Origin of the sequence: Paenibacillus dendrobii (assembly GCF_009807035.1) — a bacterium.
Lineage (GTDB): Bacteria > Bacillota > Bacilli > Paenibacillales > Paenibacillaceae > Paenibacillus_AQ > Paenibacillus_AQ dendrobii.
This window is the reverse complement of the sequence record NZ_WUBI01000005.1, coordinates 175624-189498: the sequence shown is the minus strand read 5'-3', so window position 1 is coordinate 189498 and position 13875 is coordinate 175624. Positions and strand designations below refer to the sequence as shown.

The 13875-nt window shown below is 52.5% G+C and carries 10 protein-coding genes, 1 pseudogene and 1 riboswitch; of the genes and pseudogenes, 9 read left to right on the top strand and 2 right to left on the bottom strand.

Annotated elements, in window-relative coordinates:
* Positions 1-116: 116 nt before the first annotated feature.
* From pdxR to GRF59_RS25030, 4 genes are all read left to right on the top strand, one after another.
* Positions 117-1568: a MocR-like pyridoxine biosynthesis transcription factor PdxR gene (pdxR, locus tag GRF59_RS25045; RefSeq protein ID WP_160500464.1), complete on the top strand. Its 1452-nt coding sequence runs from the start codon at positions 117-119 to the stop codon at positions 1566-1568.
* A gap of 124 nt (positions 1569-1692) precedes the next feature.
* Entirely contained in the window at positions 1693-2478 is a 786-nt protein-coding gene (locus GRF59_RS25040) for an AraC family transcriptional regulator (RefSeq protein WP_160500463.1), read from the top strand.
* 356 nt (positions 2479-2834) lie between these two features.
* On the top strand, positions 2835-3845 hold the full coding sequence (locus GRF59_RS25035) for a phosphotransferase enzyme family protein (RefSeq protein ID WP_160500462.1): 1011 nt from the start codon (positions 2835-2837) through the stop codon (positions 3843-3845).
* A gap of 12 nt (positions 3846-3857) precedes the next feature.
* The gene (locus GRF59_RS25030; RefSeq protein ID WP_160500461.1) at positions 3858-4712 is read left to right on the top strand and encodes an SDR family oxidoreductase; all 855 of its coding nucleotides are present in this window, start codon (positions 3858-3860) and stop codon (positions 4710-4712) included.
* On the opposite strand, the gene asd is transcribed toward GRF59_RS25030, so the two are convergent.
* On the bottom strand, positions 4713-5519 hold the full coding sequence (gene asd / locus GRF59_RS25025; RefSeq protein ID WP_160500460.1) for an archaetidylserine decarboxylase: 807 nt from the start codon (positions 5517-5519) through the stop codon (positions 4713-4715).
* A gap of 282 nt (positions 5520-5801) precedes the next feature.
* Positions 5802-5914: riboswitch (TPP riboswitch) on the top strand.
* 104 nt (positions 5915-6018) lie between these two features.
* On the opposite strand from asd, the gene GRF59_RS25020 reads away from it, so the two are divergent.
* The 3 genes from GRF59_RS25020 to GRF59_RS25010 are packed head-to-tail and all read left to right on the top strand — an operon-like array spanning position 6019 to position 8952.
* Positions 6019-6609 carry an ECF transporter S component gene (locus GRF59_RS25020; protein WP_237392040.1) on the top strand — a complete coding sequence of 197 codons (591 nt, stop codon included), beginning with the start codon at positions 6019-6021 and terminating at the stop codon, positions 6607-6609.
* Positions 6587-8140 (top strand): ABC transporter ATP-binding protein, encoded by a 1554-nt coding sequence (locus GRF59_RS25015; RefSeq protein WP_237392039.1) that lies wholly within the window; start codon positions 6587-6589, stop codon positions 8138-8140. The genes GRF59_RS25020 and GRF59_RS25015 overlap by 23 nt, the downstream gene beginning before the upstream one ends.
* On the top strand, positions 8140-8952 hold the full coding sequence (locus tag GRF59_RS25010) for an energy-coupling factor transporter transmembrane component T family protein (protein WP_160500624.1): 813 nt from the start codon (positions 8140-8142) through the stop codon (positions 8950-8952). Before GRF59_RS25015 ends, GRF59_RS25010 begins: the two co-directional genes overlap by 1 nt.
* 32 nt (positions 8953-8984) lie before the next feature.
* Here the strand turns inward: GRF59_RS25010 and GRF59_RS25005 are convergent, their stop codons facing one another.
* Positions 8985-10067: a YheC/YheD family endospore coat-associated protein gene (locus GRF59_RS25005; RefSeq protein ID WP_160500457.1), complete on the bottom strand. Its 1083-nt coding sequence runs from the start codon at positions 10065-10067 to the stop codon at positions 8985-8987.
* Between the two features lie 216 nt (positions 10068-10283).
* On the opposite strand from GRF59_RS25005, the gene GRF59_RS30170 reads away from it, so the two are divergent.
* Together GRF59_RS30170 and GRF59_RS24995 are read left to right on the top strand one after the other, a co-directional pair.
* Positions 10284-11441, top strand: coding sequence for a glycosyltransferase (locus GRF59_RS30170; protein ID WP_160500456.1), 1158 nt, complete (start codon positions 10284-10286; stop codon positions 11439-11441).
* A gap of 64 nt (positions 11442-11505) precedes the next feature.
* Positions 11506-13875, top strand: a pseudogene (locus GRF59_RS24995) (WIAG-tail domain); the annotation flags it as partial.

Genomic DNA, 13875 nt, shown 5'->3' with positions numbered 1-13875 from the left:
AGGAAAAAGATCCAATTTAGATTAAAATTTATAGTCCAATTTATTGTGAAGATATCAATGCAGCTGCTGTCAGCGAATGGCAGAGGGGATTGTCATGGAAGGGGAGGGTAAAGGACATGGATCTGACGCTCCACATGGAAGCTTATCTCGATAAGTACCGCTTCAAGTATTTGGCGCTTTATCACGCTTTGAGGGAAGCGATTCAGGATGGGCGGTTACCTGGCGGAATGAAGCTGCCTTCGACCCGGGAGCTGGCAGAACTGTACGGCTTATCCAGGGGAGCAGTGGCCCAGAGCTACGATATGCTGATGGCAGAAGGATATGTGCATGCCGAGACAGGCAGGGGATCCTTTGTTACGCATGCAGGCTATTCGCCCCGTCCGCAGGAAAAAATGAAGGAGACGCCAGTGAAGCTTTCAAACTGGGGCGAACGGCTGCTTCAACTGCCGCGGATTCCCGTGGATCCGGCGGAGCAGGCAGAAATCAGCTTCATAAATCAGCCACTTGAGATGGGCCGTTTTCCGTATGAGGAATGGCGGAGCGCACTTTCTTATGCAGGCGGCCGCAAAGGAAGCCGTTTGCAGCATAAGGCTCCCCCGGAAGGAGATAGTGAATTGCGCGAGGCCATAGCGGCCCAATTGCGCGTGACGCGCGGAATTATGGCTCGGCCGGAGCATATCGTTTTATTCAGCGGTTCGATGCAGGGCATTGTACTTTTGTTCCAGCTGCTGATGAATGAGGGGGAGACGGCTGTGGTGGAGGATCCCGGATTTCACGGAATCCGCAGAGCCATCAAGGCCTGCGGAGGAATCGCCACTCCTGCGACCGTGGACAGGCAGGGCATTGTGCCGAAGGACTGGGAAGCGGGAATACTTTTCGTGACACCCAGCCGGCAATATCCTACGGGAGCTGTATTGAGCCTGGAGCGGCGACGCGAGCTTCTCGATTGGGCACAGCGGCATGATGCGGTTATTATTGAGGATGACTACGACAGCGAGTTCAGGTTCGGAGGCAAGCCGATTGAACCGCTTAAGGCGCTGGACACGCAGGAGCGGGTGATCTATATCGGCTCGTTCTCTCAAACAATGTTCACGGGGCTCAGGCTGGGCTACGCGGTGCTGCCGGAAGGACTGGTGGCGGCCGCAATGCGCGCCAAATCTTTGTATGAACCGATGTCTCCCGGACTTCTTGAGCAGCGGGCTCTTGCCCGATTTATGTCCAAAGGGGGATACATGAGGCATGTACGCCGTTTGACGAGGCTCTACGGTGCCAGACATCGGCATTTCTCAGAAATGATGAAGGAACAGATGGGCGATCTTTTTGAACTGATGCCTGGCGATGCGGGTCTGCACGTGTATGCAGAGTGGCGCAAATCGCCTGATGAATACAGAGCGTTTTATGAAGCGGCACATCGGCATGGGATCTGCTTCCGGGATGCCAGGGTATACTGGCTGAATGAAGGGCCTCCCGCGGCCTGCTTCGGTTTTGCTCATCTGGAGGAGGAGCGAATTACGGACGGAATCCTCAGAATGCGCGCTGCGTGGCAGGATGTGCAAAATTTCTCGTGAAAGAGTATGATGTACATATATGTGATCCAAAGTATGTATTAACCTGCGGATCAGTAGGTAAATATTTCGAATTTACAGCATGTAACAAGGTGAATTTAGTTTATAAGCAAGGGGGAATGACGACATGCTGCATGCGTCGCCATCTTCTTTTCAAATACTGCCTTCTTTAGCGAAGATTGTATGCGAGCCGGGGTGGAAATGGCAAAAGCGCGAGAAAGCGCTTGAAAACTACGATCTATTTTATGTGTGGAGCGGCGAAGGGACGGTCATCCGCAACGATGAATCTTTTGAGGTCGGCAAGGGCAGCTGCTTTTTGTTCAGACCCGGAGACCATACGAGCGCGATTCATAATCCGCAGAAGCCTCTTGTGCTTACATACAGCCACTTCAGAATATCCGAGCCGGTAAGCGAGGTACCGCTGCCTTACCGTCGCCTGACGGATACGGTTGATTTTGAATATATGCTTGCCAGATACGTGAGGCTGTTCCTTGTCAACACGTTTGCCGCCGAAGAGGAAGGACAGCTGATCTTGAAGCAGCTGATGATCCATCTCCTGCGGCATGACCGCGAGCAGCCGGAAGAGAAGAAAGTCAGCAACCAGCTGACCGAAGTGATTCACGAAATTGCGAATTACGTTCAGCAGCATCCTGGCAAGCCTCACCGCGTCGAGGATCTTGCGGCCCGTGCCGGCCTCTCCCCGCGTTATTTTTCGATCAAGTTCAAGGAGCTGATTGGAACGCCGGTACAGTCCTATATCATACGGACAAGAATCGAGCGCGCTCAGCATCTGCTGTTGCATGCGGGAATGAATGTGACGGAAGTAGCGGATGCGCTGGGTTACCGTGATATCTTTTTCTTCAGCAGGCAATTTAAGCAGTATACAGGCAAAAAGCCTTCGGAAATCCGTTAATCCTGGTTTTGTTTCGGCCATGTCAAGCTCGGGTAAATAGGGTGAAGTACACAACATGGTTCATGAAACGAAGGGGGGTTAGCGCGGATGACGTACAGACGGAGAATACGCAGACGCGAAATTTTCCATGGCGGCCGCAGCGTGGTCCGGACACGGATGCGCCGGTACAAGGCCAGCGAGCCTGCAATGGATTTGTGGTTTTGAGAACGTATTGATTATAAAGGGCAGCACGGGAGTTTGGAGCCGTGGCTGCTTTTTTTGATTACTCGGTACCCAAATGAAAAAAGGATTACAGCAAATATGTTATTCTACCAATACAGCCATAATGCAGATATTGACGAGGGGGCATACAAACAATGAACGAAGCATTTAATGCAGATACGGAAGACAGCCGAAGATTGCTGCTAGTCCAGGCCGAAGCGGCTTTAACGGCTGCGCTAGAGCAATATGATTTACATGAAGAGAATCTTATTTTCCTTCAGGTCTCGGAGCATGTGACCTATAAAATCGAGGATGGAGCTGCCAGTTCCTATCTGCTGCGCATTCATCCGGGCTCGGCGTCTTCGCGGGAAATTTCTTCGGAACTAGAATGGCTTGATGATTTATCGGCAAACCATGGTTTAACGGTTCCGACAGGAGTAGCCAATCTGGAAGGCTCTTATGTTACTGAAGTGGAAACCGAACGGGGACAAAGCTGGAAGGTATCCGTGTTGAGATGGATTGAAGGCGAACACTGGGAAGGGAATTTCAACGAGAGCCTGGTTCGCAAAATGGGGGTTCTGCTGGCCAGGATGCATGAGGCAGCACAGACATTCCATCCTTCGGAGGGCTTTATTCGTCCCACTTGGGGAATAGAGAGGTTCGAGCAGGAAGTAGATCGACTCCAAAAGCATTACCGCTGTTTCCTGACAGCAGAGGAATTTGGCCTGTATGAGCAAGCCGCTAGCAAAATCACAGCCCATATGTCTGGAATGCCAAGGGACGGGCATCGCTTCGGTATGATCCACGCTGATTTCCATCAGGGAAATTTGGTATTCAAAGACGGTGAGTCGTTCCCTATCGATTTTGGGCGCTGCGGATATGGCTATTATGCATATGATCTGGCGCAGGCTTTCATAGGCTTGTATCCGGCGCAGCGGCAAATGTTCCTGGACGGTTATGAGAGCCTTCTGCCTCTTCCCTCTGATTCGGATGCGGTCCATTCGCTGGAAACCTTTTTTATCAAATCGTTGATAGAAAACCAAAGTTTCCATGCTCCGCACCCATGGGAAGCGGCAGAGCTGCGGGAGAGCAAGCCGTACAGCTTGTCGCTGATCCGTCATTATCTGGATGGAAAGCCGTTTTTATTCAACGCCATTCCTGTGTAAGGAGGGGATATGATGACATCATGTCAAGGAGATCCGGTTGCTCTGGTAACCGGCAGCTCCAGCGGCTTCGGCTTGTTGACTTGCATCGAACTGGCGCTGCGCGGCTTTGTTGTGATTGCAGGCATCCGTAGAATGGAGACAGCAGGCAAGCTGAAGGATGCTGCGGAGCAGGCGGGTGTGAATGCCCGGGTTCATATCGTCCAACTGGATGTAACCCGTGAGGACGAAGTGAAGCGGACTGCGGCATACATAAAGAATCAACATGGCCGTTTGGATGTACTTGTGAACAATGCAGGGACGGCATACGGAGGATTTATTGAGGACGTGCCTGCCGAGGTATGGCAGGAGCAGATGAATACGAATTTTCACGGGATGGTGCGAGTGACACAGGCGGTGCTTCCCCTGATGCGGGAACAGCGGAAGGGCCGGATCATCCAGATGAGCAGCATCAGCGGCCGGATCGGATTCCCGGGCTACGGTCCATATGCTGCTTCTAAATTCGCGGTGGAAGGCTTCAGCGAATGCCTTGCGCTGGAGACAGAGCCATTCGGCATTGATGTCGTTATGGTGGAGCCGGGAGCCTATGGCACGCCGATTTGGGACAAAGGCTTCACCCAAATGAGTACGGCACCCGGATCACCTTATCAGACTATGCTGGACAAAGTGCTTGCCTTCTCGCAAAAAAGCGCACAACAAGGAGGCGACCCCCAAGAGGTCGCCCGGATGGTCGCGCATATTGCCTGTAAGAAGCGTCCGGCATTCCGGTACGCGCTGCCCCGCAGCACCAGGCTTACCCTGGGAGCCAAGGCGGCACTGCCGGGTCGCCTCTTTCAGAGAATGATGGCTTCTGTGCTCAGGCGGTCGTAGTTAACCTTTCGAGCGTGGGAGCTGGGGATGAAGCGTTCCGAGAAGCTGCCCCATTTTCACCTGATCTCCGTGCTTCAGATCTGAACGAGGGGTAAAGGTTCCATCCTGGGTTAAGAGCACGACAGTTGATCCAAACTCGAAATAGGCGAGATCATCGCCGTTGTTCCAGCGTGACACGGACTCATCATTGTATCGGATGCTGCTCACGTTCATAGCACCCACTTTGACGACAGCCACTTCACCATATTCGCCGGCGATATAGGTAATCAGCCGCTCGTTCCGGCATAATACCGACTTCATTTGGGTCATCCCGAATTCGTTTACCGGGTAAGCGCGTCCCTTAATATGCTCACTTTCCGTGCGGACGCCAGTGACAGGCGAATGTATGCGGTGATAGTCCGTCGGGCTGAGATATAAAACAAAGAAATATCCGTGTTTGTACAACTCCAGATGAGGAGAAAAATTCAGCAGTTCCGCCACGGAGTAGTCTTGTCCCTTTACGTTCAGGATCGTTCCCGTGCTGATTTCGCCCATCGCCGTAATTTTGGCGTCGACTGGGCTTGTCAGGACATCAGAGCCTTCCGCGACAGGACGCATGCCCGGCTTCAGCCGGCGCGAGAAAAACTCGTTCAAGGTTCGGTATTCATGTATTTCCTTCTCCGCCTCATGGGCGGGGATTTGATAGCTTTTGATAAAAGTAGGGATGATTCCCCGGCTGAGTCTGCTGTGAGAGAAGCGTCCCATCAATGCAGAAAGCCACTTTCTCGAGGAGAGCTCTGTCATCAGTCTCAGAAATTCTTTTGCCATGCTTAATCTCCCTTCGGATGGTGCTATGACGATATATAAGCTTAACGTAAACAGCCGTTAGTTGGTTGCAAAAGGATGCGGCCGGGATCGAATTTTGCAAAATGCTGTTTTTTGAACACTCTGAAATATATTGACATAGAATACCGTTTTAAGCAATAACGATAGGTAAGTGACATCGGCCGCTGATTTTTTCTATTGCCAACAAAGCAGGATTTGGTGTATTTTGGAACCAGGATACGGATGCCTTCGCTTGTACAAGCTTTGCGAAAGGTTCGTCTGTTACATATGGAATGCGGGAGCTTGAGTGAATCAGGCTGAGATTGCAGCTGTTGTCCGCTGCTGACCGGGTATCTGAACTGGATAATGCCAGCGTAGAGAATTCGTGATAGTCCCCTCCGGGGCTTATTTGACCGTCTCTGTTTGCATATCCAGGCGGTTTTTTTAATGCCTGTTTTTCAAAAAAAGGAGAGGAAGATGTAAGATGAATCACGCATTGACTATGGAAAAACGAAAGGGGCTCCGTTTGAGCGATTTGCTGGTAACGATTTTGCTGTCGCTCGTGATCGGTGTTGTGTATCATTTTTGGGGTTCGGTGTACGATCTGTTTAAACCGCTGTTTTTTCAGGCGGATGAGCTTGTATACGGGGTATGGTTTCTAGCGCCGACACTGGCCATGCTGTTGATACGCAAACCTGGGGTCGCCATTCTGGCAGAGGTTGCGGCTGCTCATGTGGAAATTATGTTTGGCAGCGAGTGGGGCATACAACTGGTGCTGTACAGCTTGGTGCAGGGGCTTGCGGCAGAGCTGATTTTCGCCGTGTTTCGTTACCGCAGCTTCCGAATGGGAACGGCAGCGTTTGCGGGCGCCGCGGCGGCGCTCGGATCTCTATTGGTGGATGTATATTACGGCTACGTGACGGATTATACGCTTTGGATGATGCTCTTTAAATACGCGCTTCGTATCGTCAGCTCGGCTATTTTGGCAGGGTATCTGGCGTTTGCGCTTGCGAAGGCACTCGAAGCTACAGGCGTAACGCAGCTGCTCCGTCCGGTGTCCAAACGGGATTATGAAGCACTGGACCATGATTAACCATGGCACTGCCGGAAAAGGAGGGGATACGGTTGCGGCATCCGTAACGGAGCTCCGGCTTAAATTTCCGGGAGAGGGCAGCTTTATATTCAAGGATCTATCCCTATCGATTCAAAAGGGGGAGAGGGTTCTGCTGCTCGGACCCAGCGGATGCGGCAAATCCACTCTTCTGCAAATTCTGGGAGGACTGATTCCGCATGTCATTGAGGTGCCGCTCAAAGCGGATGAAATTATAGTTCCGGCATCCAGAGGATATGTCTTTCAAGACCCGGACACTCAGTTCTGCATGCCCTACGTGGATGAAGAGCTGGCTTTTGTCCTCGAGAACCGCGGAATCGAGCGTGAGCATATGGTGCGGCAGATGCGGGAGGTGCTCGATGCCGTCGGACTGCATCCGGATGAGCTTCATGTGCCGGTGGACAGCCTGTCCCAGGGCATGAAGCAGCGGCTCGCGCTGGCTTCGGTGCTCCTTCTGGAGCCGGAGGTTATTTTTCTGGATGAACCGTCCGCGCTTCTTGATCCCGATGGGAGGAAGCAGATGTGGGAAGCCGTGTGGCATGCGGCGGAAGGGCGCACGTTGGTGGTGGTGGAGCATCGCCTTGAAGAAATTGCGGACCGAATGGACCGGATTATTTTATTCTCTCCAGACGGGAGCATTATTGGAGACGGCAGCCCGGAGTGGATATTCCGTACCTTCCGGCGGGAGCTTGCGCAGTATGGCATCTGGTATCCGGGCGTTTGGGAGAATTTCATCCGGCTGATGGAGATCCGGCAGGCCGAAGCCGAAAATTCTGCATCACGCAGCGGTCTGACTCCGCTTTTAGCACTGAAGAAATATACGGGCTTTCGCGCGAACCGTCCGGTTATTTATGTTGAGGCAGCTGAGGTCTATCCGGGGGATTTTATTGCGGTTACCGGTCCGAACGGAGCCGGGAAGAGCTCCCTTTTGCTGAGTCTGATGTGTCTTCTCCGTTTCAGCGGGCAATATGTGTTATGCGGAGAAGGAATCCCGGAAACAGCCGGTGCTAGTCGGAAACGGAGAAAAAAGGTCTGTCCGCCTTCAGACCGGATCGGTTATGTATTCCAAAATCCCGAGTTCCAGTTTGTAGCGGAGACTGTGCAGGAGGAAATCGGATTTTCCTTGAAGAACCCGGGGATGACATCCCTGAATCAGGTGGATGAAACCTCACGTCGTTTTATTCGTTCCTTTCATCTGGAGGGCTTGGAGCAGCGTCATCCCTATCAGCTATCTATGGGGCAAAAGAGAAGATTAAGCATAGCCGCCGCCGTCGTGTGCGGGCAACCAATCCTTCTGCTGGATGAACCCACCTTTGGACAGGACGCCAGAAACACATTTGCGATCCTGGATTATTGCCTGGAAATGCAGGCGAAGGGAGCTGCCATTGTCATGGTGACGCATGAGGAAGGGATCGTCCGGCATGCCGCCACCCGTGTCTGGGAGGTGCTGGATGGCGTAGTTAATGAACGGCCGGATGCGGGACTACACGAAGAAAGGCGGGTGGGGACATGATCGAGCTGCTGACGCCTTCCCGCGCTACGATTCTGCAGCGTGCCAATCCTGCATTCAAGCTTGTCTTATTCATCGTGTTGTTTCTGGTCACCGTGCAGACGCGCAGCATCGATTTTGCGATTAATCAAGCTGCGGTTTATACCCTGCTCCTGTTCATTCTTGGCGGCTTCCCGGTCAGGAAAACGCTGCTGATTGTCCTGCCTTTTATGCTGCTCTTCATCTCTTCCTCCAGTACCATGATTTTATTTGGCAAAGGGGATACCTTATGGTGGCAGTGGGGGCTGGTACGCATCACCGAGGAAAGCTTTTACAGAGGGATTCATCTGGGCTTTCGATCCATCGCTTTTGCAGCCGAAGGGCTTCTTTTCGTAAGCACGACTCCTTCTGTGAAACTTTTCTACGCGTTGATGCAAAGCTTCAGGTTGGCACCGCGGTATGCATACAGCTTTATGGCTTCAATCCGGCTGCTGCCGATGGTGTGGGAGGAATTTCTGATCCGTAGGCAGGCGCTCCAGGTCAGGGGTGCACGGATAAGGGGCAAAGGTCTGAAGGGATTGGCCGAGCATATTCGGATGTACGCAGTTCCACTGTTATCTCAGAGCATCCGCCGTGCCCACCGCGTTGCGGTTGCCATGGAAGCCAAGCAGTTTGAGGGACAAGGGGGCAGGGAACGGACCTACTTTTACCCTTCGAGAATTTGCTGGATAGACGGAATCGTCCTCATGCTGCTTGTCCTCGCTTCTTTCGCCGCCTATGCCGCCGCGCTCCATTTCCCTTGGCTGGGCATCACGGATGTCCGCTACCATGCCTGAGGATTGGCGTCCTCTGGCATGATTGGCGAACATTAGCGGCTGAGCAAATACCGGGCGTAAGCCATGGGCTGGCGGTATGTCTCCATCCATAGCTCTTTGAGTCCGGCCTTGCAAAAGCCGTAACGCTGGTCGCGCCCGTTGCATTCAATAAAATAGGGTTTTCCGGATGTGGAAAGCCCGATATCGAGACCGAAATCGGCAGCGTAGGGAAGATGAAACTCCAGCCTTTCGGCGATACGCAGAGCCAGCTTCCGCACATCGGCCATGATCTTATCGGAGGATAGATTGGGGAGGCTTTCACTTAGAACGGTCTCAACGGACATCGCTTTGCCGCCCTGCGCGACGTTCGACACAAAGGTGCGTGAGGAAGCGGCTTTGGCGTACATGCCGGTAATGCTCCAGTGTCCGTCGATTCCCCTCTGAACGGAGATGCGCAGATCATAAGGCCGACCCCTATACTCCGCCAGGGGAATTCGCTCCTGAACCAGGTAAGGAATGGCGGCAACACGTCTTTGGAGAATTGCCGGCAGCATCTTTTGACGCAGTGCGACCGTCCTCCAGCCACGAGACCTTCCGCTTGGCGAATAGGTGAGTTTCCAACCGGAACCTGAATTATGCAGCCGCAATATGCCGCGTCCGATGCTTCCGGCGCAAGGCTTCATAATAATATCATCATAATGCCGCATCATTTCCGCAATGGAAGAGGATGTGGCATTTCGGGTTTCCGGAAGATGGGGCGACAGTAGCGGATCTTTTTGAAGAAGCTGATGGATTTCATCTTTTCCGTAACGGTTAAAAGCGTTGAAAATGACATAACCCTGACCTATCAGGGAATTGATTTTATGTTGCGAGCCTGCATCCAGATAGATGGCCCGGTTATGAATGATACGCGGAATGGGAAGGCGGATGGGCTTATAAGTTTCCTCACTGAGCACGTATCCCGTGCATTGTCCGCTTCCTATATTGATATCCTGAAGCCGGATGTAACATGGAATCAGACCGTAAATACGGGCGGCTTCCTCATAATTGGCAAGGGATTCCTGCCCGGTTCTTCCATGCGGAATTCCTCGGTGCATGGCTGCATTCAGTAGGATACCGACATAAGAAAACCACATGTTATATCCCTCCTTGCCTAATGGCGTTCCTTTGGTTGTATAGTCTATGCGGCATGATTCATGTCAGTAAGGGACGTTTGTCCGTCCGTGCGCCGCCTATTTTTATTGCTGATCCACCTGGAGTGTCACCGCGATACCCATCACCTGTATAGGCTAGAGCAAGAAGATTCTCGATTTCAGATAAAAAACATATAGCGGGATGGGAGGAAACAGCAGGTGCAAAAGCAAAAGGCTGCCGTCGTGACGCCGGGTTCATTTTTTATCCCATCAGGCCGGAGCAGCTCCGTCGAGCGGGTGGTGGAGCAGATGCTGCCTTTGGTGCCCGAAGGCTTCGACATCAGGATTTATGGCGTACAGGAACCAAACCAGCCGGTGAAAGGGAGCCTCGACGGAGGACTACCGGTGTATCGGTTGCAGGGCGGAACCCGTTACGCCTCCGGCGTCATCCGTTCTTTGCTGGAATGGAAGCCCGGGGTTATCGACGTACAGAACCGTCCTTGGTTGGCCCGCCGGATCAAACAGGCAATGCCTGGGGCCAAGGTTGTCTCAACCATCCACTCGCTTACTTATATTTCTTCGCCTTATGCTGATCGGCTGACCGCTGAACGTATGCTGCTGCCAATGGACGAAATTGTAGTGAACAGCGAGTATTTGAAAAAGGAGCTTGCTGTCCGTCATCCCCTTCTGGTTCACAAGATTAGCGTGAATCCTCTTGGTGTGAGCCTGCTGGATTTCATGCCGCGTTGGAACCCGTATTCCGAAGCCTTGCGCGAATCGAAGCTGGTGAACAAGGGATGGCAGGGAAGACGCGTGGTTATGTATGCGGGAAGATTGCTGCCGATCAAAGGGGTGCATCATCTTCTTGGCGCCCTGCCGGAGATCGTCCAGGCTGTGCCGGACGTGATGGTGCTTATTGTCGGAAGCCCCTTTTACAGCTCCAGCCGCAGGACCGCCTATGAAGTCCATTTACATGATTTGGCAGAGCTCTATTCAAACCATGTGACTTTTGTTCCATTTGTCTCCTACCCCGCCATCTCATACTGGTACCATTTGGCAGATGTCGTTGTCGTTCCTTCCGCTGAAGGAGAAGCCTTCGGACTGGTTAATGTAGAGGCGATGGCTTCAGCGGTACCTGTTGTTGCATCCGATGCGGGTGGTATACCGGAAATCGTAGAGGATGCTGCCACCGGTATTTTGCTGCCGCAAACCACACTAGAAGAGGGGTTGGGTCCTGCGCTGATCCGCCTCCTTTGTGATGAACAGCTGCGCCGCTCGCTCGGGCAGGCGGGGCGATTGAGAACTGCACAATATTTTCAATGGAAGCACACTGCTGCACGCTGGCATGAAATGATGCAAAAGCTGGATCTTCAGTGACAAAGGCCTATTCCGACGCATATGATGCCAAAGGATGATACCGTCAGGAAGGGAGCGATAACACTTGAAAAATAAGGGTAACAAACGGTCCAATAAAGCTGGCAGAAGCCGTTACTATGTAGATAATCCGAATTTGCATGAGCTGGGCTTGATCGACAAACCGATCAGGATATACGAACCTAAGAATCAAGATGCGAATGCCCTGGTCAGTTCAGTTACCTCAGAAACCTTGCCGGAGAGCGAAATCTCCGAACATCCGGAAACGGTAGGCAAAGAGGAGTATGAAGAGGTAAGTCAGGAAGAGTGGGAAGAGATAGAGGAGATAGAAGGGATAGAAGGGATAGAAGAGTCTGAAGAAATAGAAGAGCTTGAAGAGGTAATCATAGGTACCCTAGACACTGCAGCCGAGGAATTGGTCGAAGAGATAGGTATGACACAACAGGTGAAGGAGGACATCATTGCCGAAAAGAAGCTGCCGGACACGGCGCAGCCATTTATTTATTCGGAGGATTTGAGCGACGGGGCCGTGATCACCTCCAAAATAGCTCTCCGAGCTGTTGACTCGGCGAGAATAAAAAATGGCGCCGTGGATGGCGAGGCTATTGCCGATTATGCTGTTGCCCAAATCCATCTGGCCGAAGGTGCCGTTACGGCCTCCAAAATTGCACCGCTATCGATTACGGAAGAGCATTTGGTAAATAACTCAATCAGCGGAAGCAAGCTTCGGGACCATTCCATCGACGGCGATAAAATCAGCGAAGGCAGTATATCGTCAGCCAAACTGCAGAATCAGGCGATCGCAGCGGATAAAATTGCTGACGGATCCATTCGCTCCCGTCATTTTGCCGAAATGGTCATCTCTAGTGAATTGCTCCAGAATGAAGCCGTGACGGAAAGTAAAATTGCCGGTGCAAGCATCCGCGCCCATCATCTGACGAATGAAGCCGTGGATACCTCGAAGTTGGCGGATGGGGCCGTAACGGCATCGAAGATCCGCGACGGCGAAATCGGCGGGGAGAAAATCAAAGAACGCTCTATTGACGGCTTCCATCTCCGGAGCCAATCCCTTACAGGAGATTTGTTCGCGGACGGCTCCATAGGCAGCGGGCAAATAGCGGCGGGCAGCATTGGTTCCGGGCAGCTTGCCGAGAAATCCTTGACAGATCGCCATCTTCAGAAGGGGGCTGTAACTTCGGAAATCATAGCCCCATCAGCGGTGATGGGCATTCATTTTGCGAAAGGAACCATAGATGGAAGTCATATTGGTGCAAGTGAGATTACTGCCGTGCATATTGCCGATCATAGCATCGGTTCCGTAAAGCTGGAAGAGCAGTCCGTAGGAACCGTCCATATTGTGGAGCAGACCGTCACTTCTTCGAAAATTGCCGATCAGAGCATACTTCCAAGCAAGATCGCCAATGAAGCGATCCAAACACGTCATATAGCACGGGGTGCAGTTCAGGAAGGGCAGCTTGCCCCGGATTCTGTGACCGTAGAACATATCCGTCAGGAAGCCGTTCGAGGGAACCATCTGGCACAGAATAGCGTAGAATCCAGGCATTTGCAGCAATCTTCCATTCAGGGCAGTCATATCGCCCCTGGAGCAGTTGAGGAAAAACATCTTGCAAAGGAAGCTGTTGGAAACAGCCAACTTCAGACCGCTTCGGTTTCGGAAGAGAAGTTGGCCGATGCGAGCATTACAGCTGCAAAGCTGGCCAAACAATCGGTTGGCGGTGACATCCTTGCTGCAGAGGGAGTTAGCAGCGAACATATCCGTCCAGGTGCCGTTGGCAGTCTGCAATTGGCGGATTTGAGCGTAAACTCGGAAGTGATCGTTGATGACGCAGTCATATCCCGCCATATCCGTCCAGGTGCCATCTCAACCGAACATCTGCAGCGGGGGATTATTCAGACCGAAATGCTGGTCAAAGATTCGGTCACATCCGATCAGCTTGCGGCGGGAAGCATTCACTCCAAGCATCTGAACCCGGCGATTGTGTCTCCTGTTCACCTGGCAGATCATGCGGTGACTTCCCTTAAGCTGTCACCGGAAAGCGTGACAACGGATAAAATCCAGGATCAGGCTGTTACGTCCAGCAAGCTGGCGGATGGAAGCATCTTTTCATCCAAAATCGCCAAGGGGGCAGTAGGCAAGGAACATATGGGCGCAGGGGCAGTACATTCCCTTGCCATCGAAGACGGATCGGTGAGCTACCGACACTTGGCAGCAGAAGCGGTGGGAACGGAGCAGCTGCAGCCAGGTATCGTGCAGGCCCGACACCTGGCAGAAGGATCAGTCGGTACGGATGCCATCGAAGACGGATCGGTGAGCTACCGACACTTGGCAGCAGAAGCGGTGGGAACGGAGCAGCTGCAGCCAGGTATCGTGCAGGCCCGACACCTGGCAGAAGGATCAGTCGGTACGGATGCCATC

Excerpts from the sequence above, each read along its gene's own strand:
- GRF59_RS25030 (WP_160500461.1), top strand. The coding sequence starts at position 3,858 with ATGACATCATGTCAAGGAGATCCGGTTGCTCTGGTAACCGGCAGCTCC.
- GRF59_RS25040 (WP_160500463.1), top strand. The coding sequence starts at position 1,693 with ATGCTGCATGCGTCGCCATCTTCTTTTCAAATACTGCCTTCTTTAGCG.
- GRF59_RS25035 (WP_160500462.1), top strand. The coding sequence starts at position 2,835 with ATGAACGAAGCATTTAATGCAGATACGGAAGACAGCCGAAGATTGCTG.
- GRF59_RS25015 (WP_237392039.1), top strand. The coding sequence starts at position 6,587 with ATGAAGCACTGGACCATGATTAACCATGGCACTGCCGGAAAAGGAGGG.
- pdxR (WP_160500464.1), top strand. The coding sequence starts at position 117 with ATGGATCTGACGCTCCACATGGAAGCTTATCTCGATAAGTACCGCTTC.
- GRF59_RS25020 (WP_237392040.1), top strand. The coding sequence starts at position 6,019 with ATGGAAAAACGAAAGGGGCTCCGTTTGAGCGATTTGCTGGTAACGATT.
- GRF59_RS25005 (WP_160500457.1), bottom strand. The coding sequence starts at position 10,067 with ATGTGGTTTTCTTATGTCGGTATCCTACTGAATGCAGCCATGCACCGA.
- asd (WP_160500460.1), bottom strand. The coding sequence starts at position 5,519 with ATGGCAAAAGAATTTCTGAGACTGATGACAGAGCTCTCCTCGAGAAAG.